Origin of the sequence: Streptomyces sp. NPDC014623, assembly GCF_043088245.1 — a bacterium.
GTDB lineage: Bacteria > Actinomycetota > Actinomycetes > Streptomycetales > Streptomycetaceae > Streptomyces.
This window is the reverse complement of sequence record NZ_JBIBZU010000040.1, coordinates 1-24,804: the sequence shown is the minus strand read 5'-3', so window position 1 is coordinate 24,804 and position 24,804 is coordinate 1. Positions and strand designations below refer to the sequence as shown.

The following is a 24,804-nucleotide window of genomic DNA, read 5'->3' as shown; positions in this document are numbered from 1 at the left end:
AGGGCGCGGCACTCATCGCCGAACTCGGTACGTACGGGCCGGGCGGACGAACCCACTACGAAGGGCGCTCCGGTGACCCCGACCGGCTCCACTGGGTCGGCGACACGCCCTGAGCCGACCAGGTCACCCACCCCATGGCAGCACTCGGTACTGCCACGCGTCCTACCTGCGCAGACACCCCCGGCTCCCCCCGACGCACTCGGGCATTGCACCGTGGCACGGCGGCGACGGCCGCGACCAGGTCGCGCCCCGGGTCGCAGCCCGGGTCGCACCCCGGGTCGCAGCCCGGGCCGCCCTCGCCGAGATCTACATCAAAGCGGCCCTGTACGGCCGCCCCGTGCGGTTTGTGGCGAAGGAGGCCGACGGCAACCACCTGGCCCATGATCATGGACACCGGGGGCAACGTCCTCACCCTGCACGCCCCGCACCCCGCGCCGACCACGTCCGCCCCACCGCCGGCGCCCACCGCCCCCGTACCTGCCCCGCCGGCCCCCGCGGCCCCCGACTGGACCGCACCCCTGCCGCCGGACGCCGAACCCGCCTACACCGCCCTGCGGACCGCGGAACGCACCGGAGACCTCGCGCAAGCCGTCGCCCTTGCGACCAAGCTCGAAGCCGACCTGGAATCCCAGTACGGCCCGCTGCACCCCTACACGGTCAACCTGCTCTCCCTGCGAGCCTCCCTGGTCCTGCGCCAGGGAGACGACTGGTACGAGGTCGTAGACCTCCTCGTCCGCACCGCGAACCGCCGCCGCGACGCCCACGCCCAACCCGTACAGGACACCCTGACAACCGCACGGAACGCACATGCGGCATGGCGATCTCTCATACGGGAAGACGCCAAAGGCGCCGCCGAACTCGCCGGAACCGTCGCGGAGATGTTGGAGCAGTTCGGGGAGACCAAACGCACCCGCGACGTCCTTACCTGGGCCGAGGCCTACACTCACCGCCACTAACGGCACCGCCACCCTTGCGCCTGCGTGATCCACAGCCCAGCGGGGCGTGGTGGGCGGCGGAGCGGCTGAACAAGGCGCTGGGGGAGCCGTTGCCGTTCGGCCGGCCGCCCGTGACCGCTACGGCGGTCGGCCACCTCGTGCGCGCCGGCCTGCTCGCCTACCTCGGCGGCGAGATGGCCACCCCGGACGTGCACCCCGACCAAGTCGCCACCCTGGCCCGCCGCCGGGACCTGCCCGCGCTCCTGGACCGGCATGTCCCCCTCGGCCCCGACCAGGCCGCCCGCCGCCTCGGCGTGCGCCGCACCGACTGGGACCAGGTCGTGCGCCTCGGCTGGATCGCCCCCACCGGCACGGTGGAGATTAACTACAAGCGCCACGGCGGGTGGACCACGGTCCCCCTGTACTCCGCCGAGGACGTCGCCCTCCTGCCCATTACCCGCCCGTCCGTGGACTGGCACGCCCTGCGCACCCTCGCCCCGGGCCGCCGCTCCCCGCTCGCCGCGCTCGACCCCCTCGGCCCCGGCCCGGAGGGAGACACGGTGTTCCTGGCGGAGGCCGCGCGGATCGCCGGGGTGGGACGGGCGGCGGTGGTGAACTGGCGCCGCCGTCACGACGACTTCCCCGACCCCGTCGCCGGGACCGACGTCCACCCCCGGTTCGCCCGATCCGCGGTGGTGTCCTGGCTCCTGGCCCACGACAAGATCGCCGTACCTGCGGGCGTCCCCTCGGCCACCCTCGTGCTGTGGTCCGACCAGGCAGCGGAGCGCCGGTTCCGGCTCGATGACCCGGTCCTGGAGCTGGCCGACGAGGACCGCCTGTCCGGCTGGACGACCGACAACGCCGCCGACACCCTGGCCGCGCTCACTGCCGACGGGAGCGGGGACGGGGTGTCCGTCCGCCGCCTGACCGCGCCCGGCACACCCCCGCTCGCGGTACCGGGCCGGGTACGGGTGACCGAGCGGTACCGGGCGGGGTCGGGCGGCCTGCGGATCACCCTCGCGTGGCCCGCCGGCCTGCGCGGCACCGCCGCACCGAGGACGGGCACCAGGCCGACGGGCGGCCTGATCCGCCACGCCGTCCCCTACCCCGCCCCGGGCGAGGCCTGCCGCTGCGAGCGGCAGGCCTGCGGCGGCCTGGCCCCCGCCCCCTACTGCACCGAGCACGGGCGCACCGCCGAGCCCGTGATGGAGTGGCATCCGGCGGGCGGGGTGCGCTGCGCGCACCTGACCCGCCACGCCCCGGTAGAACAGCCGGCCTGAGACCGGAGCGCGGACGGGTCTTTAGGCGGTGTGCCGGATGGTGCCGGTGGCCCGGGTCCACTCGCAGGAGAGGGTTCCAGCTCCTCGCGGCACGGGTCGCACTCCCACCGGCCAGACGCTCACGGCGTCCGGCCGGTGCAGCGACCGGCCGGACGCCCCGGCTCACTCGGGCGTGTGGTGTGCGCGGCGAGGGCGTCCCCTGCCGGGACACCGGCCGGTTGTCCGATCATGAACCGAATCCTGGACACCGCCGCAGCCACCACGCTCGCCCTGCTCCTACTGACCACCGGCGCCGTTCCGGCCTCCGCGGCGTCGTACAAGCACGGCCGGGAGAACGCGTGCGTCGGAGGCTCCGGCAGGCAGGGCGGGTGCGCCCCGGGCATCGTGGTGAAGCACTGGCACACGGCCGGGTCGAAGACGCGCGGCGTCGGCTGGGTGTACGCCTCCACGAACCCGACCGCCGGGAACCGGGCGTATCACGCCCGGTGGCTGTACCAGCGGCCCGGAGGCAAGCTCACGGCCGCCTCCGGATGGAAGCGCGCCCCGCGCGTCGAAGGCGCCGGATTCATGGAAACCCACTGGGGCCGCGACGGACGCACCGGGCCCCAGTACCCGGTACACACGAAGATCTGCGTGCAGATCAAAGAGACCGGAAAGCAGGCGTGCATCAACCTGAAGTAGCTCCCGGGCCCCGTCCACAGGCCCGCCGTGCAGCTCGACCGTGCGCATCGGCCCACCACGGCGCCCGCCCGCACTCCGGGGCGCCGTACGGCCGTTGAGCGGGTGTGACCACTCCTGTCCCCGGCACCGCCCACCATCAGAGGACCCCGGATCACCGGGCCCGTGCCCGTGCGGTCCGGCCCCGGCTCGTCCGCGCGGCAGCCGACACCCACCGCCCTTGCCATGTGCTCGACGCCGAAGACGAGGTAGTCCTGGTGGAGGCCGGCACCCTCGCGCGCGCCGCCGACCTCGCGGCTATTGCGGGCGCGCTCCCGCCCGGCCTGTCCGGCCGGGCCGCTCTCGCCTGGCAGGCCGCAACAGAGACGATCGTCACGGCACTGCGCCGCGCGGCCGACCACCAGGGCGCCCAGGTCCCCGACCCCGACCCCGAGGACGTACCGGCCCCACACGACGGCCCGCTCTCGCCTACGGTGATCGACTGGTCCGTAGAGACCCGCCCCTGACCCCGCAGAGAAGCGTCTACGCCCATCCGGGGCACCCCGCCAGGGCGAGGGCCCGGCCCAAGCTCTGCCCCGCGAAGGCCGCCACGGTGTCGCGGGGGAGGCCGACTGCGATCTCTCGGGTTGGTGTCGGTGGTGGTGAGAGTCGGTCGCGCTGGTCCGGGGATGGGTGTTGCGGGGCTGGTCAGTGGGTGTTTACGGGTGGGTGGGCCGCTGTCATGGGGTGAGAGGTTGATGGATGGGATCGCTGTCGTGGGGCTTTATCGCATGGCAGCTGATGTTGTCTCAGGTTTGAGAGTTCTTAACCGGCACCCGGTGCGCTTCCAGCGGCTCCGCACAGACGTGACTGTGGCGGAGGCCGCGGTTCGGCGGGGAGCCGGCGGCCGCGGCGGGATGACCGCGGCGAGTGGAGTCCGGTGCGCCCCGGTTATGGATCCTGTGCCTGGTGTGACCGGCAGTACGGAGGAGCCGTCCGGCAGAAGTAGGTCTGCTACTTCTGCGGGTGGAAGTGCATGGTCTGTCCCTGTCGCGTCGAGTTGAATCAAGGAGTGCGTGAACGCGCGGCTCCTCTACGGCCGCCGGGTTTTTCGCTCCTTCGCGGAACGCGTGTCCGCCGGTGGATTCCGGCCGGGCGCCACCGGAGGCGGCCGATCGGTCCTGCGATCGGGTCGTGCCCGAGCCGCGACGGACTTCCACCTCACCAAAGGATTTTCCGATGACGAAGCGAACTGTTCTTTCAGGGCTTGCGGCAACCCTGGGAGCGAGCGCCATCCTGTTTTCCGGTATGGCAGGCAGCGCGAGTGCCATGGGACTCGAACCCGGCTACCCCGATCAGGTGAAGAACGTGCAGACGGGGCTTTGCCTAGACTCCGACGCGCAGGGCAATGCCTACACGAAAACGTGCCGGAACGACAACATGTACCAGCAGTGGTGGGTCGGGCTCAACGATGGCAACCAGTTTGAGTTTGAAAACAGGCAGACCGGTCTGTGCCTTCAAGCCGGTAGCGGCGATTCCGTTGTGACCGCAGCGTGCAACGATAGGGCCTCGCAGCGGTGGACGCTGAACCACGTCGATAATGGGAGGTACGTCCTCTCGAACGTCGCCAACGGCAGGTCGCTGGATTCGAATCAGAAGGGCCAGGCCTACACGAGCCCCCATTCGCTGAGCAACCTGTACATGCAGTGGTGGTTCTGGTAGGCAGCACAGTTGTGTCTGGCAGGTTCGAGCTCGGTTGTGGGTCCCTGGGTCTTGGGCTCGCCTTCCTAACTTCAGGGGTGCAGTCCGGTGCGAGCCTCCTGGAAGCGGTCCGATCCGTTCAATGGGTTTGCGGCGGCTCGGGCGATGACAACTCGGTGAAGAGGACGCTTCGCCGTCGTAAGGGTCCCGGGTCATGCGGTCGATTCGCGGAAAATGTTCCCGCATCACCGTTTTCCAGTACCGGACTTCCAGTGGAACGGATTCCGGCACTAGGGTCATCGGCCGGTTTCGCGCACTGATCCCCACATGCACGGTTATGCAGGAGACGTCGCTTCAGGGCGTCTGTCCCGATGGCCTGGTGGACGCATTGTGAATGTCGCACCGAAGGCATTGTCAGTAGATTCGTGAAAGGTTGCATCATGAGTAAGCGAACCTTTATTTCCGGACTGGCGGCAGCCCTGGGAGCTAGTGCTGTGCTGCTGGCCGTCCCCGGTACCGCGAACGCGGCCGTAGGAGCCCAGTTGATGAACGAGGAGACGAGGCTCTGCCTAGACTCCGACATGCAGGGCAATGTCTACACCAAGGGCTGCGACGAGGAAATGCAGAATGCGTATCAGCAGTGGCGTATACAAATCGCCAATCCAGCGGCAGTGACGGACGCTCTGCGGAACGTTATGACCGGCAAGTGCCTCGAAGTCGACGATGGCGACGGCGTCAGCGCCCAGCCGTGCAACTACGGCAAGAAGCAGCAGTTCTCCTTCGTCGATCACTACGGCATGAAGATCCTCAAGAGCGCCTACAACGGCAGGGCCCTGGATTCGAACAAGAAGGGCCAGGCCTACACAAGTCAGCTCAGCACGAGCAACCCGTACATGCGGTGGTACGTGACGTACGGCTGACGCAGGACCATATAGGGGCTCAACTGCCCTGGTTGGTTGATGGGCGTCGTGCGTTCTTCACTGCTGGGTGTTATCTGTCTTCACTGGTGTGGTGTTGTTTGGTTTGGGTGTTCTTCGGGGCCGGTGCCGCGTGAGTGGTGATGGGCGGTGTCGTTTTCCGGGAAGCCGGATGGCGCCCATGTAGCGCGGTCCGATGCTGAGCGTGTGCGGAGTTGTTGCGGGCGGAGGCCGGCCGGGACGGCGAGGCGTTGAGCATTAGGGACGCGATCGCCCTGGCCGCGGTCCAGCTCGGCCTGCACGCCCCAGCCGAGGTTTGACCGCGGCTCCAACGCTTGCACGCCCGCTCACCGGACCGCCCTCGCGCGTGTACGCTCCATCCCTGCGCCCCGCCTCCGCGTACCCTTCGGAGGCGGGGCGCAGCATTTGCACGGGTAGTTTCCCGGGTTGTTTTCCGCGCCTCGGCGTGCGGTCTTCTCGTGGTGGTGTTGGTCAGGTGAATGCAGTTTTGGTATTTCCGCGTGGCTTTATTCACCAGTAGTGCCGTCAGTTGTTCACGGGTTTGGGAGGCACCCAGATCCACGGTCGGGTGATGTTCACGAGTTTCGACAGCACCGGGGTACTTGCCAGGGCAGCATCGGGGTGCTCCTGGTGAAAGGTCCTGGTCATGCCGCAGATGTCGAAGGTCGAGTTGTACGCGGCGATCCGGCGTGATCACCGAGCTGGCATGAAGATGCGCGAGCTTGAGCGCAAGTACAACGTGTCGTGGCGGACGGTGAAGAAGGCCGTGGACTCGGTCTGGCCAGAGCCGCGCAAGAAGCTTCCGCCGCGGCCGACCGCGCTGGATCCGTACAAGCCGGTGATCGACGAGATGCTGCGGACGGACCTCGACGCGCCGCGCAAGCAACGGCACACGATCACCCGGATCTTCCACCGGCTGGTCGAGGAGCACAGCGTCGACGTGTCCTACCAGATGGTCCGGCGCTACGTCTCCGACCGGAAGCCGGAGATCCTCGCGGCCTCGGGGAAGGCCCCGGTGGAAGCGTTCGTGCCTCAGTCCCACCTGCCCGGTCACGAGGCTGAGGTCGACTTCGGTGACGTGACGGTGCGTCTGGCCGGCGAGCTGGTGACCTGCTATTTGTTCTCGCTTCGCCTGTCCTACTCGGGCAAGGCCGTGCACCGGGTTTTCGCTTCGTGCGGCCAGGAAGCGTTCTTCGAAGGGCACGTGCATGCGCTTCGCACGCTGGGCGGGGTTCCCCGGACCAAGATCCGCTACGACAACCTGAAGTCGGCCGTCGCCCAGGTGCTGGGGCTGAGCCGGGCGAGGGTGGAGACCGACCGGTGGATCGCTTTCCGCTCGCACTTCAACATCGAGAGCTTCTACTGCCGCCCGGGCATCGAAGGCGCCCATGAGAAGGGCGGCGTCGAGGGGATGATCGGCTACTTCCGCCGCAATTACTTCACTCCGGACCCGGAAGTCGACTCCCTCGCCGAGCTCAACGAGATGGTCGATCAGTGGGACCTGCACGACGGGCACCGCCGGATCGGCTCGCGGCCTCGGACCGTGGACGAGTACTTCGCCGTCGAGCAGCCGCTGCTGATGCCGCTGCCTCAGGAGCCGTTCGAGACGGGTCGGCTGTTCACGCCAAGGGTCGACCGCTACAGCCAGATCAACGTCCGAACCAACCGCTACTCGGTCCCGACCCGGTTCATCGGCAAGCGAGTGCGCGTCGTCCTGCATGCCTCTCACTTGGTGGTTTACGACAGGAATGTCGAGGTAGCCCGGCACGAGAGGCTGATCGCGAAGGGCGGGTTGCGCCTGGACCTGGACCACTATCTCGAAGCCCTCATTCGCAAGCCCGGTGCTTTCCCCGGCGCCACAGCCCTGGAACAGGCCCGTTCGGCGGGCAAGTTCACCCCGGTCCACGACGCCTGGTGGGCCCAGGCCCGCAAGGTTCACGGTGAGCGGGACGGCACCCGGGCACTGATCGAGGTCCTGCTGCTGAACCGCCACCTCGCCCACGAGCACGTCGTCGCGGGCCTGGCCACCGCTCTGCGGGCCGGCGCCTTGACCGCCGATGCCGTCGCGCTGGAGGCCCGCAAGGCCGCCCAGGCGAAGGACGAACCGGCCCTCAGCACATCCGTTCTGGGGCTGCCTGGTGAGACGCCGGCGACCGTCACGTCGCTGCACGAGTGGCGCCTGGCACACCTTCCCCCGGACACCCGGCCGCTGCCGTCGGTGACCCCCTACGACCAACTGCTACGACGTCGCCGCACCAGCGGCGGCGGACATCATGAGGGAGAAGCCCAGTGACCCTGCCCCGCCAGCGAGGCTTGACCGAGCAGGCCGCCGACGCGGCGATCGACACCGCCTGCCGCCTGCTGCGGCTTCCATCGATCCGCAACGAGTTCAACGAGATCGCCGACCGGGCGATCAAAGACCAGATGACCTACCGCGGCTTCCTCGCCGAGCTGCTGATGACCGAGTGCGACGACCGGGCCAGGCGTCGTTCGGAACGACGGATCAAGGCCGCGGGCTTCCCACGGGAGAAGTCCTTGCGGGCCTTCGACTTCGACGCCAACCCCAACATCGACGCCGCCACCGTCCACACCCTCGCCAGCTGCGAGTGGATCAAGAAGAGTCAGCCGCTCTGCCTGATCGGCGACTCCGGCACCGGCAAGTCCCACATGCTCATCGCCCTGGGCACCGAGGCCGCGATGAAGGGCTACCGGGTCCGCCACACGCTGGCCACGAAGCTGGTGAACGAGTTGGTCGAGGCTGCGGACGAGAAGCAGCTGAACAAGACGATCGCCCGTTACGGGCGTGTTGATCTCCTCTGCATCGACGAGCTCGGCTACATGGAACTCGACCGGCACGGCGCCGAGCTCCTCTTCCAGGTGCTGACCGAACGCGAGGAGAAGAACAGCGTCGCGATCGCCTCCAACGAGTCCTTCGGCGGCTGGACCAAGACCTTCACCGACCCCCGCCTCTGCGCGGCCATCGTCGACCGCCTGACGTTCAACGGCACGATCATCGAAACCGGCACTGACTCCTACCGCCTCGCCAGCACCCGAGCCCGAGCCGAAGAACCAGCCAAGGCCGTCTGACAGCTTTCCTGCAACCCGCCACCTTCCTGGGTGGCGGGGCGCTGACCAGCCGGTTGTCACTGGCCGATGGCACCGTCCTGCTCCAAGCCGTCCATGAACTGCTCGTGCACCGTCAGCTCACGCCCTCTGCCTGGGCTCGTCAGAACGACGGTCTTCGCCTCCGCGAGCGACGTGGGACCCGCCCCCAGCAGTTCACGCGTGATCACCACCGCATCAAGCACCTCGACCCGGCGCTCACTCAGCAGCCGCTGCACCGCAGCCATCCCGCCGTCCCCTGCCAACAGCGGCCGGCACTCGTCGACGAGCACTTCAAGGCGTGCCGTCCTCTCCTGGCTCAGCCCACTGATCGCCATCGCGCCGTTCCCTCCCTCGCAGATCCGAACTCCTCCCCCGATCATCCCGGATGCTCGGACACCAGACTGCCTTCATTTCTCGTGAACATCAGCGAGCCAGTCGATCACGAACTGCCGCCCATACTGCTGAACAAACGCTGCCGCTTGAAGTGAACGAAGCCACAGCGCCGACGCGGCGCTGCTGCTGTCCCAGATGATGGTCCCGGCGCCGATGCGGCCCGGTTGGGCCGAGGCATTGGCGATGGAAAGCTCGGTGGTGCCCTACGAGCGGCTGCTGAGCGTGGATGCCCGGCTGGAGGGCGCGGTGGCGCGGCCGGTGATCACCCCGCAGACCATCGTGGTAGATCAGGGCAAGGTGTTCGTGTCGTCCTCGTTTATCGCCGCCTGCGAGTCGCTGGGCATTTCCGTGCAGCCCACGCCGCCGGGCAACGGGCCGGCCAAGGGGCATGTGGAGCGCACCTTCTCCTCGATCAACACACTGTTCGTGCAGCACGTGGCCGCCTATACGGGCTCGCACACCGGCGAGCGCGGCCAGGACGCCGAAGGAGAGGCGGTGTGGACGCTGGCCCAGCTGGACGACCTGCTGCAGGAGTGGATCATCTGCGGATGGCAGGAGCGTGAGCATGACGGGCTGCGGCACCCGATGATGCCCCGCTGTGCGCTGTCGCCGAATGAGATGTGGGCGGCGCTGGTCGCCGTATGCGGGTACGTCCCGGTGCCGCTGGGACGTGAGGACTACATCGAGCTCATGCCCGTCAAGCGGCAGAAGATCAACGACTACGGCATCCGCATCGACTACCGCACCTACGACCACAAGGTCCTCAACCCCCACCGCGGCGAGCCCTCGCCGGCGGCGGACGGCCTGTGGGAGATCCACTACAACCCGCACGCTCCCGGCCAGATCTGGGTACGCCTGCCGAAGCCTGACCAGCCGCGCGGATACGGGTGGAAGGCGGTGCCGTGGATCCACCACACCCTGGTCAGCGCCCCGTTCACCGACTTCGCCTGGCAGCACATCAAGCGCACCGTCGCCCGCCGCGCAGACCGCGCCCAACACGAACACGACCTGGCGCTCGCCCTGCGCGAGCTGCTGGAACGCGCCGCCGCCGGACATGGCACCCAGCGGGAGAAGATCGTCGCCACCCGCGCTCGCACTGCCGCAACCGATGGTGCGGTGTGGGGGATCTTGTACGGCCGGCAGCCGCAGGCGGAAGCCGACGAGCCTGGTGAGAACGTCTTCGGCGACAGCGAGGACGACGAGGAGCCTGTGACCGGCGACGGCGCCCTGAGCATCTGGCCGACTGAACACACACCGCAGAGTGACTCCCCAACCGGCGCGGTACAGGAAGCCGGCCTGCCTGCGCCGAGGCGTCCCCAGGTCACGGTCCACGACCCCCTCGAGGAGTCCCTGCGATGGTGAACCCGATCTCCACCGGTGCCGTGGGGTTCGCCCCGCTGGCCCCTCCGACCGTATGGCAGGGATGGGATGCCTTCGTCCACCGAGCCCAGGCCTCCGCGCGTGACGTCACCGATGGCGCCTGGTCCCAGGCGGAGCGCGAGGACTACCACTCCGAACTCGCCGTTATGCGCACCCCGGCCATGGACAGCGTGTTCACCGCCGTACGCCGGCTGCTGCTGCTCAACCGCCGCCAGCAGGTCGGCGCCCGTCGCGGCCTGATCATCTCCGGCCCGGCCGCGACGGGTAAGACCACCACGATGATGGCGCTCGGGCGTTCCTTCCAGCTGGCCGACGCCCGCCAGCACCCCGGCCAGGCAGAGCGCAGGCCCATGCTGTTCATCAGCGTGCCGCCGGCCGCCACCCCGAAGATGCTCGTCAGCGAATTCGCCCGGTTCCTCGGCATGCCCGTCACCGACCGCCTCAACCAGACCCAGATCACCGGCGCCGTCTGCGACCTGCTGTGCGAACTGGGCACCCAGCTGGTCCTCATCGACGACGTCCACCTCCTGGACACCCAGCGGCGCGCCGGCGCGGAAACCTCTGACCAGCTGAAGCACCTCGGCGAACGCATCCCGGCCACCTTCGTGTACTCCGCGATCGACGTCGAGACCTCCTCCCTGCTCAGCGGGGTGCGCGGAGCGCAGATCGCCGGCCGTTTCAAGATCTTCCGCCACCGCCCGCTGGCGTATGCCACGGAGCAGGACAGGTCGGTCTGGGACGACCTCGTAAGGGCCATGGAGACGTTGCTGAGGCTGCGCGCCCACCGGCCCGGAACCCTGGTCAAGCACGCCGCCTACCTCCATGCCCGCACCGCAGGGCGGATCGGAAGCCTCTCCCCCCTCATCCGCGAAGCCGCCCTCATCGCCCTCACCGAAGGCACCGAACGCATCACCAAGCAGCTGCTGAGCGAGGTCGAGCTTGACGCGGCCGCCGAAGCCCAAGCCCGGCCCGTACGGCGGAAGCAGTAGGGCAACCGGTATGGCGCACCGGCGCAACACGTCCGTGCCTGTTCGCCTGCCCCGGGGCCGATGGACGGGACGTGAACAAGCTGCATCTGGCGGAATCACGCCCGCCATCAGGGGCGGCGCAGCAGGACGCATCGCTCCGTTGAACGGGGAGCTGACGCTGTCGTTCCTGAACAGAATCGCCGCCCGCTACCACCTCGGCATCCGTGAGGTGCTGGCCGACGTCACCGATGTCGGTGGCCAGCAGAACCTCACCGAGATGCTGTACCCGGACAGCGAGATCCACCTCAACGCCCAGGCCCGCGAACGGGTCGCCGCACTCTGCCGTGTTCCGCCGCGGGTGCTTGAGGAGGCCCTGCCCGCATGGAGGCGGGAAGAGCCGTGCGGCAAATACGGGAGCGGCCCGGTCGGGCGGCTGATGCGTGGTGAGGAGGTCGTCGCCGCCTGGGGGCCGGCATGCCCCGCGTGCACCGCCGCCCGTACCGGACGAGAGGTGCCCGCCCGCCAGTACCTGACGCCCGAGGACCGTGTGTGCGCACGCCACCGGTACTGGCTGCTGTTCCTGCCCGGGACCAACGGCCTGCCCGTGCCTCTTGGCCTGTGCCCGGAGGTGGTCGACGCCCAGCGACGGCATGTCCGACTGCTGCGCCGCTCCCCTGCCGGTGTGCAGGCCTTCGAAGTCGCCCGCGCCATCACCGGCTCCTGGTGGGACCAGCCCTGGCCGAATAAGGAGCATCTGTGGCCGACCCGGCTCGAGGCCACCCGGCCCACCGGCGCTGATCCGGGCTGGTGAAAGGTCGCCGCCCGCGACCTGATCACCTATCCCGAGACCGTCACCCTCGCACGCCTACTGGTCAGCCGGCCTCTGCAGCATCGCACTGTCGCCGAACCGAGCGGCCATCTCCCCTACCGGCTGGGCGAACTACCGGGGCTGCTGGCCGAGGTCGCTGGCCGGCTCGGACGGCCGTGGCTCGCTTTTCACCTCGCCACCGTCACCCACGGGCCGCTGTACACCTGGGCCCACTCGTGCGTACACACCGGCGCGGCCTCCACACCTGCGGCGCAGCGCACACTGTGGAAGGTGCATTCATCGCACTGGCCCCGCCCCCTCAGCGACCTCCTCCCCCACCCGCCGGCCACCGACGGCACCCCGCCTGCGGCAAGAACCGCCAGACGGCTGCGCGGCCACAGTCTCCAGGCCGAGGAAGCCTTCCAGACAGGCCTGGCCCAGACCCACGCCTACCACCAGCAGCACGGGCACCTCGCCGTCCCCAAAGAAGACACCCCTGCCGACTATCCGCTGGGCCAGTGGCTCGCCAACACCCGCGCACGCCACACCCGCATGCCCGCCCACCAAGCCGGCGCCCTCCACGCGCTGTATCCGTGGTGGAACGTGCCCTGGAGCACCCTGTGGCAGCGCACCTGGCACCAAGCCCGCGATCACGCCGAAGCCCACGGCCCGCTCGAGCCCGCCCGCGGGTTTCCCGCCACCAGCTACAGCCTCGGCGAATGGCTCTACCTGCAGTGCACCCGCTACCCCACCCTCCACCCCGAACAACAACGCCTCCTCACCCACATCGGACTCGACGCCGCGGCGGTGGCCGCGGCCCGGCCCAGACGACGCAACCTCAAGGCAGGCGCCGAAGAAGCCCTCGCCCACGCCCGCTCCTACGCCGCCGGACACGGCAGCCTGGCCTCCATGACCTCCGCAACCGTCCACGAGGGTTTCCGCCTGGGACAGTGGCTCGCCAACCAGCGCAACTACCAGCGCACCGGCCACCGGCCTCTGCCCGCCGGCCGCGCCCAGGCCCTCGCCGCCATCGACCCCTGGTGGTGCCCGCCCTGGCATCTGAAATGGCAGCGCAGCTATGACCGCGCCCGCAGCGCTGCGGACCGTCGGCCTCTTCGTCCCGGCTCCAGCTTCATCGACCTCGACGACTCCCTATCTACGCGATGGCTGCGGCGCCAGTGCAGCACGTACGACGAACTCAGCGAGGAACAGCAGCAGCTCCTCGCTGGTATCGGCATCACCACCGAAGTAGCCCGCGCGACCCGGGACCACGCACGTACAACCCCGAAAAGGCGGACTGCGGCCCCGACCGCGGACGTAAAAGACACGTCCGGCCACGCCATAGGAGCTGCAGGCTCCGCAACTCTTTGAGGTCGACGCCGCGCGGCGGTCGCTAAGCCGGAGCGTCTCCGTGAGTAGGGCAGCCGACTTGGGCACCTTGCAGCACTGAGCTGTATCGCTTCAGGCCTCGGCTCTAGATACGCGGTGGGTGTCTGCCGCTTAACCCTCCAGTCATAGCGGATCGACGGTAAGGAGGCGTCGGTCGAGGTCGAGGTGGACGGTGCCGCCGTCTTGTTCACGTAGCTGTCGCCAGGCGGTGTAGCCGGTGAAGATGGCCTGCTCCCAATCTGCGGCGCGACAGATGCTGACCTCAAGGTGGGCGGTCATATGGCTGATGGTGGTGAGCAGTTCGTTGTCGATGTGGTTGATGTCGGCGAAGTAGCGGTGGCGTGCAGCGTAGGAGAAGACGAGGGCTGAGATGCCTTCCTCGATGGCGATGGCGCGGCCGCCGTCTTCGGCTTCGTCGGTGCGGAGGTGGCTTTTGCGTTTACGACCGAGGAGGAAGCGGGTGACGGGGGACCATCCGAGCACGGCGGCGTGGGCGAGGTGGAAGGCGTCGTGGAAGCGGTAGTCGTCTTCAACGTGGGAGGCGCTGGTGAGGGGGTCGCCTGCGGGGGAGCCGTCTTCTCTGGTGAGGACGATGACGGTGCGGCCGTCTCGGAGGGTGGGCGTGAAGGTAAGGGTGGTCTGGCGCGGAAGACGTTCATGGCCGGGGAAGTGGCCGTCAAAACGAGTGTGTTCAGTGTCAGGGGTGGGGCGCCAGCGGTCTTTGGTCTTTTCCAGGCTGGCAGTGGCGATGTCGTCGAGGTCGAGATCGAAGCGGTGGGCAAGGGCGGCTACGTACCACAGAACATCGCCGAGTTCTTCGCGCAGTTGGTGCTTGCCCTGCTCGTAGGCAGGTCCGTCACGCAGGTGCTTCTTGTAGGCGGTGGTGAGTGAGCCGACTTCGCCGGCGAGACCAAGAAGAGGAACGAGGACGGGATCGGTGTCTTCGGCGGGAGGTTGGAGGGTCTTGATGGCGGCCTGCTGGTAGCGCTGGAAGTCCATGTCTTACCCTTGTCTGTTCATGGGACACCACTGTCGGATCAACCGACATTGTCGTACCCTAGGACAGCGGCGTCGGAAATGCAGACGATTGGAGGGAGTGCTGAGTACCGTTACACCGGACATCAACGACATCATCTCGGTCGTCATCGAGTTCCTGGCAGAGCTGCAGGAGAAGACCGCGGCCGAGGTAAGGGCCGACCTCGAGGACGGCGGAGCGGAGTTGCCAGTCGACTCACTCCTGATCGTGGAGATCCTCACGCGTATCGAGGAGCGCTACTCCATCGCCATACCGGCCGACCGGCAGTCGGCTCAGGCCACCCGATCCGTGCAGGCCTTCGCCCGGGCGGTGAAGGAGGCCATCAACGAAAGGCAGCAACCATGACTCCCTCCCCCTCTGAAGCCCGCACCCGCGACCCCGAGCTCGTGCAGCTCGGCGAGCGGCTGAAGAAGACTCGTGACTACCTCAACATGTCGCAGCAGTTCGTCTCCGACAACACCGGCATCCCCCGCTCGGCGATCAGTGACATCGAGCGCGGCGAGCGGCGTGTGGACAGCCTGGAACTGAAAAAGCTCGCCCGCCTGTACCGGCAGCCGGTGACCTACTTCCTCGCCGAGGAAGAGGACGCAGACGCAGGCGAGTACGCCTTGGCGGGACTGCCGCGCGCGTTGGCCCAGCTGACCGACGGCGACCAAAAGACGGTAATGGAGTTCGCCGAGTACCTCTCGCTGCGGCGCGCGGCCGAGAAGGAACAGGAGCAGGAGGAATCTGCGGTACAGGACAGCCAGCGGTGAACTGGGCGGTAGCGCACCGCATCGCCGGAATCGCAGCCGCCCAGGCCCACCGCGACCTTGGCATCGACCGTACCCGCTACGTACCCGTCTATCAGGCCTTGAGGAGGGCCGACCTTGTAGGCATGGCGCAACCGATGCCCCGTCTGTTCGGCGTCTACCTCTCCCCCGCCGACAAGGGACCGGCCGTTCTGCTCAACGCCAACCTGAACATCGTCACCCAGCGGCATACCGCGGCCCACGAGCTCGGGCATCACCAGCTGCGGCACCGCAGCGCGGCCGATGACGACCTCAGTCCGGCACTGCGCTGGGGCAACGGCAGCTGGCCGGACGAAGAGAAGACCGCAGAGGCGTTCGCCGCCTGGTTCCTCATGCCACGCCCTGCGGTCCTCGCAGGGCTCGACCGGATCTGCCAGGGACAGCCGACCAGCCCGGAGCACGTGTATCAGCTGGCGAGGGAGCTGGGCACCTCCTATACGGGCACTGTGCGGCAGATGCAGAACCTTCGCCTGCTGGGAGCGGACCGGGCCCGCCAGTGGGCGAAGATCTCTCCGGCCGCGCTCCGCAGCTCCCTGGCGGGCGGAACATCCCTGCCCGCGGACGCTCACGTTCATGTCGTCACCGCTGCATCCCATCTGCAGCAGGTGCACGCCGATGTCGGTGATGTGCTGATCGTTCAAGAGGAGGAGGCCTCCTTGATCTCCCTGCCCAAAGGGTTGGCCCGGTGGACCGGTGCTGGGCAAGCGGCCGAGGTCGAGGCGGCGGTGATGACCGACGAGTTCTGCGGATCCGCCGTGCTGGAGGTGTCGGCACCCGGCCTGGACGAGCCCATGCAATTGACGGTCGTACGTGATTCACCTCGCGCTGGTGTGCACGACGTCTGGCTGGACTGACGCACCTTCTCCGCTGAACTCCTTGTTGACCTGTCGACCGTGCCAGGAGGAAAATCATGATCAGCTTCGATGTCAGCGGCCGTGATGTCACCCGCGCCTGGATCGCCGCCTGCAATGCCCTGGACCGCAAAGACAACCCATCGCGAACTGGCCTGCACACAGTCGTACGCATCACCGACCCCACCACAGATGACCCTGGCTTCCGCACAGAACTGGACCGGCTGCGCACCGCCAAACGGCATGAGCCGATCGACACCGTGGCCGGCACCATCTTCCCGGCTGGCCTCGCCGCCCGAGCCGCCGACCACGCCGACCTCGTGGCCCGATACCGCGCCATGTACGCACGGCTGAAGAAGTTCCCGGGAAACGCCCACGGCACCTACTTCGGCCGCCTGGTCGCCTATCCTGGCGCGAAGAAGACCGACATCGATCAGATCGGCAACATCATCAGCCGCCTGCGCAAGCAGGCCTCGGGCAAAGGGCCGATGACCGCCGCCTACGAAGCCGACCTCGCGCACCCCACCGACGGCGACCTGCCGGCCGAACTGCTCGTGCATGCCGCCGACCGCGACAACCTCTACCGCGGCTTTCCCTGTCTGAGCCACGTCTCCTTCCAACTGGACCGCGACAGTCGAGTGCACGCCGCAGCGCTGTACCGCAGCCACTACATGTTCGAACGCGCATACGGCAACTACCTGGGCCTGGGCAGACTCCTGGCCTACATCGCAAACCAGGCCCACCTGTCCCCCGGCACGCTGACCGTAGTGGCCGGGCACGCCCACCTGGACGGACCGATCACCGCCATACGGCCGCTACTGAGCGGCACCCCAATCCTGGCAGCGTAGGAAGCCCCGTCAGCAGGGGCTGTTAAGGCCCCACTTGGGCGGGAACCAAGCCGGCACTGGGGCCGCCGAGGAACGGTAGATCTGCTTGATGCGGCTGCGGCCGCTGATGCCAGCGATGTCCGGGTGGGCGACGCGCGCGTACTTGTCGACCTCGCAGAAAAGGTTCTGACAGTCGATCAACTGCAACGGGCGCCCCCGCAAGCCGGAGAAGGGCAGCCCCAAACGGGCGAAATGCTTGTCCTGGGTATCGGCCATGTATCGGATCACCTCGGCCTCGATGCCATCCGCCGCCGGACCGAAGCACTTGCGGATCCCGTCCCGCGCTCCAGGGCCGGGAACAACAAAGTCCATCTCCGAAAACGACATCTCAGCCGCATAGTTGAGGTCGATCACGAACTGATATGCCAGGAACGGCCCGATGGCCGGATAGCCCAGCAGGACCTCGTAAGCCTCCCGCAGCGTGGGTGCGCTCAGAACCTTCTCCGGAGCCCTGGACGTCATCATCATCTCCAGCAGCCGCAGATGGTTACGGTGCTTGCGCTCCTCACCCAGCTGCGGCGGAGGCACGATGTAGGCAGCCGAATACAACCGCTCCCCCCGGCCGAATGCGGCTGACAGCACCTGGTCGTAAACCCGGTAGTCGTACGCCTCCCAGCGCACCTCCCCCACCTCGCGCGAAACCAGCCGCCAGGTGGACTCCTTGTTGAAGATCTTGAACAACAGCGTACGGAAGAACACGTCCTCCCACTCCTGCGGGCCCTGGTAGATCACGTCGCCGATCACGGCCTGGCTCACCCGGTCAGCGGCGCGGTAGCAGTTGGTAAACCGGTGCCCGGCCAGGATCGGATCATCGGTCCACGGCTGGGCCCGCCGGGCCAGACGGGCCTCGTAGATGGCCTGCCGAGCAGAAGCGAAACACCAGTAGGTGTCGAAGACCGGCGTCGGCCGCAGTTCCCGGCCCGCGACCCGCACCGTTCCCGGCACGGAGCCGGATCGCGAGGAGGCCTTACGGTCTTGCAGCAGCGTCACCATGCACGCAATATATATTTGATATACACCCGCTGTCACTGAGGAGGAGCCATGGAGCTGCTGTGCCATCAGCGGCGCCGCACAACCTCGGTGCTCTGGCCCGAGGACATCGACCGCAGGCTGAATATCCTGGTCCGCGCGGCCGCAGCAGCCGGCGAACGCACCTCCCGCGCCGAACTACTGGCCGCGCTGGTGGCAGCCATCGGGGTCGAGCCCGAGCAGGTGGCAGCTCTGCTCCACCACTACCGCCGCCTGCCGGCCGACGCACTTGCCGGCGACGAAGACCGAGACGATCTACCCGCCGTACGCGTCACCGGCCCACGCCGCATCACCTCGCCATAACGACCTGCAGCCCTCCCAGGTCACATCGCTACGGCCCCGTGCCGTCCGGTAATCCAGCCAACGGGTCGCTGACCCACGCCGCCGCTGTCCCCGATCAGGCGCATTCGAGTCTGCCCGCCGCTACGTCCTACTCAGACAAAGACGGTCGCCCAAGCTCCGCCGCATAACAACGATCACTGAACCTAAACCATGCGCAGCGCAGATGACACGACCTGATCACCCCACCAGCAAACTGACAAACCCGCAGCTCATACCCAGCCCAGGGCCAGCGCTCGCAGCAACTGCAACGATGGACGCATCACCATCACGTGCCCTCAGCCACACACCAAACTGATCAGCACAGGCCAGGCCACCGCCCACTGATCACAATGGCCAATCGCGGACAGCCGCACTCGCGAAGCTGGGCATGGACTGGGCCGGACCGCCACCAGCCATCGAAGCCACCCCGGCGCAGCCCGCCCTACAGTCCGCACCGCCGGCAGGTCCGCCGCAGCGGACCCACCACGACGAATGCGACAAGGCGTCCTACGAAAGCGACACGTGCACCTGCGGCCTCATCGAGGAGTACGGACCGCCCTCCGAACGCGACGACTACTGACCGCCACCGCACCGACCGGGCCTGGAGGCCCCGTGGAAAACCTGGACGCTTACGCCGTGCTCTCAGCACGCGAGAGCCAGGACGTCCTGGAGCACGTGATCCTGCCCGCGGCCACAAAGGGCGCCGTATCCCAGGAGCACCCGGTCGTGGTGATCGTCGGTGGTCAGCCCGGAGCGGGGAAGACGGAGATCGCGGACTGGATTCAGGCCGCGCTCGACCGCCGGGGCGGCGCGGTGCGGGTCTGCCGCGACCTCTACAAGGCCGCCCACCGCCATTACACCGCGGCGTTGGCGGCCGACATTCGTACCGCAGGCGCGAAGGTACGGCCGGACACCGGCCGTTGGCAGGCCGAAGTCGAGGAGTGCGTCCGCGCGCGGCGGTTCGACGCGGTCGTCGAGTCCGCCCTCGCCGATGCGGACGAGTTTCGGAGAGCATCGGCGGCGTACCGGCGCTCCGGTCACCGGATCGAGATCGTCGTGGTCGCGACCGTGGAGGCGTGGAGCCAGCTCGGGACCCTGGACCGTCTCCTGGACGGCGCGGTCAGCGGTGATAGCCCGTACGGCCTGCGGCGCTCGCGCCTGACCTCCGCGGAGAAGTGACCCACGCGGCTACCGGAGCCCCCCGACCGGTGGAACTCGGGCCACGGGCGGGGGCACCTCCGCGTGCGGTCGAGCCCGACCGACCCGGCCGATCCGCGAGCGCGGTTCCTCCTGCCGTTCCCGGCTCCTCGCCGCGCTTCGCACGCTCGCGCGGCCGTCCGCTCCCGATCGGCAGCGGACGGCCGGTGCCTCCTACTGGGCGTGGAACGTCGCGTCTGCCTTGGCGGCCGACGTCGCCGCGGGCTGTGTCACGAGCAGGCCGTCGTAGTGGCGGAGATAGCGGCCGGGGAAGTTGTACGACTCGAAGGAGACCCCGGAGGCCGTGTCCGACAGGCCCGAACGGCGGTGGAAGCTGGCGTCGCCCTTGAAAGTGGTACTGCCGTCGTTCTTCTCGACCCACACCTCGTGGTTCTTGTGGCGGAGGTAGTAACCGGGGAAGTTGGCCGATTCGAGGGAGACGGTGCCGCTGCCGGCGAGACCGGACACGACGCGGAACTGCGAGTCCGCGAGGTTGGTGACGTTTCCTTCCAGCCTGGCGCGGAACTCCCAGTGCCTGATGTAGCGGTCGGGGAAGCTGAAGGAGGAGAAGCGGACGGGAGTGGCTCCGTCGGCGACCGGAATGCCGAAGTTCGGGGTCCCGTCAGCGTTCCAGTAGAGCTTCTGGTAGCGCGTCCGGCGGTTGGGGTCATTGAGCGGGTCGCCGCTGATGTCCTTGTAGTTGCGGTCGTGGTAGACGAGTACGTCCGATTTCCCGTCCTCGGACGTGGTGAACGTGTTGTGCCCGGGACCGTACTGGCCGGTCGCGGTGTTGCTGGTGAAGACCGGGTTCGGGTTCTTGGTCCAGGAGGCGGGGTTCAACAGGTCGGCGCCGGCGGCGGCGGTCAGCAGGCCCAGGCAGTAGTTGCTGTCGGTGGCACTTGCCGAGAAGCTCATGAAGACCCTGCCACCCCGCTGGATGACCGCCGGGCCCTCGTTGACCCGGTGGCCGACGGTCTCCCAGGAGTGCGTGGGCGTCGAGATCCTGACCGGGGTGCCGCTGATGGTCCACGGGTTGGACATCCTGGCGAGGTACAGGTTGGTACCGCTGCCGACCGCCGGGTCGTTCTGAGCCCAGGAGAGGTAGCGCGTGGAGCCGACGACGAAGGTGGTGGCGTCGAGGGAGAAGGTGTCGAGCGGAAGGGCGATGCGGCCCTTCTCGGTCCAGGTGCCCGTCAGCGGGTTGGCCGCGCCGGTCGCCAGGACGTATGGCCGGATCTTCCAGATGTCGCTCGTCGACCCGGCGGCGAAGTAGACGTACCAGGTGCCGTCGATGAAGTGGATCTCGGGCGCCCAGATGTGTGCGCCCATGTCACCACTGGCGTGTTTGCTCCAGATAGTCGTCTCCGCTGCGGTGGACAGCCCCTGGAGGGTGGTGGCCCGCCTCATGACGATCCGGTCGTACGCGGGGGCCGTCGCGGTGAAGTAGTAGTAGCCGTCCGTGTGTTTGAAGATGTGCGGGTCGGCGCGCTGTTCGGCGACCGGGTTGGTGAAGGTCACCGCCGGTGAGGCGGGGGCCGCCGCGTGTGCGGGGGTGGCGGTGGCCAGGATGGCCAGCGTGGCGAACAGAGCCATGATCACCCTGGTGATGTCGTATCGTCGCACTGTCTTCGTCTCCTTCACGGCCGTCATGCCGCCGGCTTGAGCTGCCACTGCTGGCAGGTGTTGTTCAGCCAGGTCCACTGCCGTACGTCGGCGCCGTTCGCCGTGCCGCAGTCCGCGACGTCGGCCACCTTGCCGCTGCTCTCGTTGACGATCCGCACGTAGTCACCCGAGGCCGTGTACACGAGCCGGAACTTCTGGCAGTTGTTGTCGAGCCAGGACCACTGCCGCAGATCGGCACCGTCGGCGCCGGAACAGTCGGCCGTGTCCATGACCTTGCCGGTCGCGACGTTGACGAGCCGGCTGGTGTCGTTGCCGAGGTCCTCGATCCGCCACTTCTGGTTGGCCCCGCCGCCGCAGGTCCACTGTGCGATGTTGGTGCCGTCCGCGGCGTTGCCGCCGGTGACGTCCAGGCACTTGCCGCTGTTGCGGTTCACCAGCGTGTACGCCGTCGGCGTGGCGGCCGTCTCTCCGGACGGGCCGGGCCGGGTGGTGCCCAGGGCGACCGGGGCGCCGAAGTCCGGGGTGCCGTCGGCGTTCCAGGTGAACTTCTGGGCGCGCGTGGTGCGGCCGTTGTCGCAGCCGTCCGAGGCCGAGTCGTTGGCGTGGTAGACGATCCAGTTCTCGGTGCCGTCGGGCGAGGTGAAGAAGCCGTTGTGACCGGGGCCGTACACCCCTGCCGAGTCGTTCCGCGAGAAGACGGGTGTGGGCTTCTTGGTCCAGGAGGAGGCCCGCAGAGGGTCGCTGCCCGTCAGTTCGAGCTGGCCGAGCTTGTAATCCGGGCCCCAGCAGGCGCTCGCCGAATAGACGACGAACGTCTTGCCGTTGTGGTAGAGCGGCTCCGGCCCCTCGTTGACCGTGCCGCCCTGCGTCTCCCAGCTCAGGGTGGGACTGGAGATGACGGTGAAGGTGGAGCCACTGACCGTGTACGGGTTGCTCATCGGGGCGATGACCAGGCTCTGCTTGCTGCCGTTGACGGACCCGCTGCCGAGGAGGTACAGCTTGCCGCCGTGGCGCAGCACGCTGGCGTCGATCAGCCAGCCGCCTGGGCTGAGGTTCGAACCGGTGAGCTGGTTCTTGTAGGTGTACGGGCCCATGGGATCACTGCCCGCGCTCTCCAGGACGTAGGTGCGCTGGGAGTCGCAGCAGGCCACACCGCCCTGCCCCGCGGAGTAGTAGAGGTACCAGCGGCCGTCGACGAAGTGCAGTTCGGGCGCCCAGAAATTGGTGTTGCGGGTGGAGGTGGTGTCGCTCCAGACCTGGACGCTGGGGGCCGTCGACAGGCCGGCCAGCGTGGGCGACTTGCGCATGGTCAGCACCCCGGTGAAGGAGGTGGTGACCAGGTAGTAGTGGCCGTTGTAGTACTCCAGCCAGGGATCGGCGCCCTTCTGCGACTTGACGGGGTTCGTGTACGGACGCCCCTCGGCGGCCGCGGCGGGCTGCGTGGCCACCGGGGAGAGCATGACGAGCAGCGCCGCCATGAAGGCGAACCAGTAGCGTGTGCGGAACAAAGCGAGTCCCCTTCGACAGCGGGCAGCTGACAGCCACCGGCTACGTCACGTTCGATATACCGGACGATGTACGTAACTTCGACCAGAACATAGGCACCCGACCTGTACGCGTCAACGGTTCCGACAGCTTTGGTTCCGGCAAGGTTTCCCGCGCACTCCACATCACGCGGCGGCCGCCGCCCCTCAGGCCGTGACCCCCACCGAGCGCCTTCGTCCAACCGCTCGAACGGGACGCCGAATCGCGCCTCACCTGCGGATATTGGCGAGAATCCGCGCCATGTCGTTCGACCCGTCGCCCATTCCCCTCCCCCTCTTGACGCTGCACTCCACGCCGATCGACACTCGCACAACGCGAGTCACACACCCACAACGGCGAGGGCTCCCCACCGGGGCCCGTCGTCCCCTTATCCGTCGGCCCGTTCACCGGGCCCGATCGCCTACGGGGCCGGCCCCGCCCGTAGATCCCCCTTCCCCATTACCTTCTTGGTGGCCCCGCAATGGGGCGCCCGGCCTCCGGAGTTGGCATGACTTTCTCCCCCTGTCGAACGCATGGCAATGCCGTTGCTTTTACGGGAGCCGGGCGGTTGAAGCGGTGTGCTGGTATCGCGATTGGAACGACTGGGGTTGGGGGTCCTCACCCGGTCGTGCCCGCCGGAGTCAGTAACCGCACCCAGGCCTCCTCACCACCAAACCGGCCACCACTCTCGGATGGCAGTCACAGACCTCCCATCCTCGTCCACCGAACCGGCACTCCGCCGCACACTCCACAAGATCGCCCCTGAAATAAGCCGCCACGCCGGGGCAGCCCACGTGTACGGGAACGCGAAGATTGCCCTCGTCTACCTCGGTGACGCCCGTGGGGCGTCCCACGTATACGGGGAACGCCCCGAGGAAGACAAAGTGCGATCTCTCGGTTTCGTGTCAGTGCGCCACCTGCGCGAGTACCGCCCCGTGGCAGCGGAATCGCCGCGATCTCTCACACCCATGACAGTTCGCTCCACCCGGGAAACCGGCGCTGACCTGCGCTAACGCACAAGCCCTCACTGTCACAGAACCGAGAGATCGCACCTGGGTGTGCAGGCAGAGGCGGCCGAGGACCGGGCCGGTGATGTGTGCGCCTCTCTCACGCGTGGCGGCGCCCGCGGCAGATGCCAAGAGGTAAGGGTGATAGCGGCTGGACGCTTCGCTCTGCCCGGCCGGCAGGAAGCGTCCGACTCGCTGTGGCTTCCGGAGCACCACCATCTAGCTCCGGAAGCCACAGCTCCCAGCGCTGCTGTGGTGAGTACCCGAGAAACTCACCACGGCAAGCACACCCCCGCCAGGCCCACTCAGCCCGGGCGGGCAGCCCTTACGGGTCGTACCGGCGACCACTCCTCGCCGGCACGACCCCATACTCACCACAACCCAACGCATCTGAACTGCCGTGGTGAGTGCGTCGCTCACCGAGCCCTCGTCCGATCGGCGATGGCGCCGGTCATGGTGTCGGGATGGTTGCGGGACTTCACGCCGACCGCGTTTCGCCCTCGAAGTCGCCCTTGCTGTCGACCGCGCTGCGGCCCTGCGTGTGCCAGGGTGTCCGTGCCCGGAACGGGAGGCCGGTTTCTGGCACCGGCGACGGAACTACCGCTCCGGGCACCTGACGGGCCCGAGACGCCAGGGGCGAGCCCATGCCACACCGGAATCCTCCGGGCCGTCGAAGTCGCTGTCAGCCGTGGGAGCGCGCCACGGCGGGCTCCGGCGGACCAGGCGGGTCCCGGGTGCCGCGGTTGCCTCGTGGTGAGCAGCGTCTGTCGCCTCTGGCCTGCCGTGGTGAGTTTTCCGAAACTCACCACGCCACCTCACCACGAGAATTCACCGCGCTGTCAGGGCCGCCTCATGTGGGAGGCGCCCCACGGGCGGCGAGGCGGTCAATCACAAGCGGGTCGCCAGGATCATGCGGGCATTGGGGATCGAGGGGGTCCGGTTGCGCCGCCGGCACCGCACCACCATCACCGACCGGCCGCCGCC

26 protein-coding genes are annotated in these 24,804 nt (G+C 68.1%); 20 read left to right on the top strand and 6 right to left on the bottom strand.

Annotated elements, in window-relative coordinates:
* Window positions 1–380 precede the first annotated feature (380 nt).
* The 6 genes from ACF1FZ_RS34045 (at window position 381) to ACF1FZ_RS34020 (ending at window position 5,493) form a co-directional block, all read left to right on the top strand.
* Window positions 381–956, top strand: coding sequence for a hypothetical protein (locus ACF1FZ_RS34045; RefSeq protein ID WP_391777235.1), 576 nt, complete (start codon window positions 381–383; stop codon window positions 954–956).
* A 14-nt stretch (window positions 957–970) separates the two neighbouring features.
* Window positions 971–2,215 carry a hypothetical protein gene (locus tag ACF1FZ_RS34040; protein WP_391777234.1) on the top strand — a complete coding sequence of 415 codons (1,245 nt, stop codon included), beginning with the start codon at window positions 971–973 and terminating at the stop codon, window positions 2,213–2,215.
* A 228-nt stretch (window positions 2,216–2,443) separates the two neighbouring features.
* Window positions 2,444–2,896 (top strand): hypothetical protein, encoded by a 453-nt coding sequence (locus ACF1FZ_RS34035; RefSeq protein ID WP_391777233.1) that lies wholly within the window; start codon window positions 2,444–2,446, stop codon window positions 2,894–2,896.
* Between the two features lie 104 nt (window positions 2,897–3,000).
* Window positions 3,001–3,399 carry a hypothetical protein gene (locus ACF1FZ_RS34030; protein ID WP_391777232.1) on the top strand — a complete coding sequence of 133 codons (399 nt, stop codon included), beginning with the start codon at window positions 3,001–3,003 and terminating at the stop codon, window positions 3,397–3,399.
* A 712-nt stretch (window positions 3,400–4,111) separates the two neighbouring features.
* Entirely contained in the window at window positions 4,112–4,594 is a 483-nt protein-coding gene (locus ACF1FZ_RS34025; protein WP_391777231.1) for an RICIN domain-containing protein, read from the top strand.
* A 419-nt stretch (window positions 4,595–5,013) separates the two neighbouring features.
* Window positions 5,014–5,493, top strand: a complete 480-nt coding sequence (locus ACF1FZ_RS34020) for a ricin-type beta-trefoil lectin domain protein (protein ID WP_391777230.1) — start codon at window positions 5,014–5,016, stop codon at window positions 5,491–5,493.
* A 543-nt stretch (window positions 5,494–6,036) separates the two neighbouring features.
* Here ACF1FZ_RS34020 and ACF1FZ_RS34015 read toward each other — a convergent pair.
* Complete coding sequence (locus ACF1FZ_RS34015) at window positions 6,037–6,159, bottom strand: hypothetical protein (RefSeq protein ID WP_391777229.1); 123 nt, start codon at window positions 6,157–6,159, stop codon at window positions 6,037–6,039.
* 7 nt (window positions 6,160–6,166) lie between these two features.
* Between ACF1FZ_RS34015 and istA the strand changes: the two genes are divergently transcribed.
* Complete coding sequence (gene istA, locus ACF1FZ_RS34010) at window positions 6,167–7,804, top strand: IS21 family transposase (RefSeq protein ID WP_391777239.1); 1,638 nt, start codon at window positions 6,167–6,169, stop codon at window positions 7,802–7,804.
* The gene (gene istB / locus ACF1FZ_RS34005; protein WP_391777228.1) at window positions 7,801–8,598 is read left to right on the top strand and encodes an IS21-like element helper ATPase IstB; all 798 of its coding nucleotides are present in this window, start codon (window positions 7,801–7,803) and stop codon (window positions 8,596–8,598) included. The genes istA and istB overlap by 4 nt, the downstream gene beginning before the upstream one ends.
* Before the next feature lie 56 nt (window positions 8,599–8,654).
* Here istB and ACF1FZ_RS34000 read toward each other — a convergent pair whose 3' ends face one another.
* Window positions 8,655–8,951 (bottom strand): hypothetical protein, encoded by a 297-nt coding sequence (locus ACF1FZ_RS34000; protein WP_391777227.1) that lies wholly within the window; start codon window positions 8,949–8,951, stop codon window positions 8,655–8,657.
* Window positions 8,952–9,192: 241 nt separating this feature from the next.
* On the opposite strand from ACF1FZ_RS34000, the gene ACF1FZ_RS33995 reads away from it, so the two are divergent.
* The 4 genes from ACF1FZ_RS33995 to ACF1FZ_RS33980 all read left to right on the top strand — a co-directional run bounded on the left by ACF1FZ_RS33995 (window position 9,193) and on the right by ACF1FZ_RS33980 (window position 13,536).
* The gene (locus ACF1FZ_RS33995) at window positions 9,193–10,371 is read left to right on the top strand and encodes a Mu transposase C-terminal domain-containing protein (protein ID WP_391777226.1); all 1,179 of its coding nucleotides are present in this window, start codon (window positions 9,193–9,195) and stop codon (window positions 10,369–10,371) included.
* A complete protein-coding gene (locus ACF1FZ_RS33990; RefSeq protein ID WP_391777225.1) occupies window positions 10,365–11,378 on the top strand; it encodes a TniB family NTP-binding protein in 1,014 nt (337 codons plus the stop codon). Before ACF1FZ_RS33995 ends, ACF1FZ_RS33990 begins: the two co-directional genes overlap by 7 nt.
* A 139-nt stretch (window positions 11,379–11,517) precedes the next feature.
* A complete protein-coding gene (locus tag ACF1FZ_RS33985) occupies window positions 11,518–12,168 on the top strand; it encodes a TniQ family protein (RefSeq protein WP_391777224.1) in 651 nt (216 codons plus the stop codon).
* 288 nt (window positions 12,169–12,456) lie between these two features.
* Window positions 12,457–13,536, top strand: coding sequence for a helicase associated domain-containing protein (locus ACF1FZ_RS33980; protein WP_391777223.1), 1,080 nt, complete (start codon window positions 12,457–12,459; stop codon window positions 13,534–13,536).
* A gap of 141 nt (window positions 13,537–13,677) precedes the next feature.
* Here ACF1FZ_RS33980 and ACF1FZ_RS33975 read toward each other — a convergent pair whose 3' ends face one another.
* A complete protein-coding gene (locus ACF1FZ_RS33975) occupies window positions 13,678–14,553 on the bottom strand; it encodes a nucleoside triphosphate pyrophosphohydrolase family protein (RefSeq protein ID WP_391777222.1) in 876 nt (291 codons plus the stop codon).
* A 97-nt stretch (window positions 14,554–14,650) separates the two neighbouring features.
* Between ACF1FZ_RS33975 and ACF1FZ_RS33970 the strand changes: the two genes are divergently transcribed.
* Genes ACF1FZ_RS33970 through ACF1FZ_RS33955 form a run of 4 tightly spaced genes read left to right on the top strand, consistent with a single transcriptional unit; the run spans window position 14,651 to window position 17,080 of the window.
* Window positions 14,651–14,935 carry a phosphopantetheine-binding protein gene (locus ACF1FZ_RS33970; RefSeq protein ID WP_391777221.1) on the top strand — a complete coding sequence of 95 codons (285 nt, stop codon included), beginning with the start codon at window positions 14,651–14,653 and terminating at the stop codon, window positions 14,933–14,935.
* A complete protein-coding gene (locus ACF1FZ_RS33965) occupies window positions 14,932–15,345 on the top strand; it encodes a helix-turn-helix domain-containing protein (protein WP_391777220.1) in 414 nt (137 codons plus the stop codon). Before ACF1FZ_RS33970 ends, ACF1FZ_RS33965 begins: the two co-directional genes overlap by 4 nt.
* Window positions 15,342–16,235 (top strand): ImmA/IrrE family metallo-endopeptidase, encoded by an 894-nt coding sequence (locus ACF1FZ_RS33960; protein ID WP_391777219.1) that lies wholly within the window; start codon window positions 15,342–15,344, stop codon window positions 16,233–16,235. The genes ACF1FZ_RS33965 and ACF1FZ_RS33960 overlap by 4 nt, the downstream gene beginning before the upstream one ends.
* A gap of 56 nt (window positions 16,236–16,291) precedes the next feature.
* The gene (locus ACF1FZ_RS33955; protein ID WP_391777218.1) at window positions 16,292–17,080 is read left to right on the top strand and encodes a hypothetical protein; all 789 of its coding nucleotides are present in this window, start codon (window positions 16,292–16,294) and stop codon (window positions 17,078–17,080) included.
* Between the two features lie 9 nt (window positions 17,081–17,089).
* On the opposite strand, the gene ACF1FZ_RS33950 is transcribed toward ACF1FZ_RS33955, so the two are convergent.
* A complete protein-coding gene (locus tag ACF1FZ_RS33950; RefSeq protein ID WP_391777217.1) occupies window positions 17,090–18,112 on the bottom strand; it encodes a nucleotide kinase domain-containing protein in 1,023 nt (340 codons plus the stop codon).
* A gap of 48 nt (window positions 18,113–18,160) precedes the next feature.
* Between ACF1FZ_RS33950 and ACF1FZ_RS33945 the strand changes: the two genes are divergently transcribed.
* The 3 genes from ACF1FZ_RS33945 (at window position 18,161) to ACF1FZ_RS33935 (ending at window position 19,648) form a co-directional block, all read left to right on the top strand.
* Window positions 18,161–18,451: a hypothetical protein gene (locus ACF1FZ_RS33945; RefSeq protein ID WP_391777216.1), complete on the top strand. Its 291-nt coding sequence runs from the start codon at window positions 18,161–18,163 to the stop codon at window positions 18,449–18,451.
* Between the two features lie 406 nt (window positions 18,452–18,857).
* On the top strand, window positions 18,858–19,049 hold the full coding sequence (locus ACF1FZ_RS33940; protein ID WP_391777215.1) for a hypothetical protein: 192 nt from the start codon (window positions 18,858–18,860) through the stop codon (window positions 19,047–19,049).
* A gap of 56 nt (window positions 19,050–19,105) precedes the next feature.
* A complete protein-coding gene (locus ACF1FZ_RS33935; RefSeq protein WP_391777214.1) occupies window positions 19,106–19,648 on the top strand; it encodes a zeta toxin family protein in 543 nt (180 codons plus the stop codon).
* A 192-nt stretch (window positions 19,649–19,840) separates the two neighbouring features.
* On the opposite strand, the gene ACF1FZ_RS33930 is transcribed toward ACF1FZ_RS33935, so the two are convergent.
* Both ACF1FZ_RS33930 and ACF1FZ_RS33925 read right to left on the bottom strand, forming a co-directional pair.
* A complete protein-coding gene (locus ACF1FZ_RS33930) occupies window positions 19,841–21,259 on the bottom strand; it encodes a family 43 glycosylhydrolase (RefSeq protein ID WP_391777238.1) in 1,419 nt (472 codons plus the stop codon).
* A gap of 53 nt (window positions 21,260–21,312) precedes the next feature.
* Complete coding sequence (locus ACF1FZ_RS33925; protein WP_391777237.1) at window positions 21,313–22,767, bottom strand: family 43 glycosylhydrolase; 1,455 nt, start codon at window positions 22,765–22,767, stop codon at window positions 21,313–21,315.
* Window positions 22,768–24,646: 1,879 nt separating this feature from the next.
* On the opposite strand from ACF1FZ_RS33925, the gene ACF1FZ_RS33920 reads away from it, so the two are divergent.
* Window positions 24,647–24,804: IS3 family transposase (locus ACF1FZ_RS33920; RefSeq protein WP_391777236.1), on the top strand; the 158-nt coding region annotated here is incomplete at its 3' end.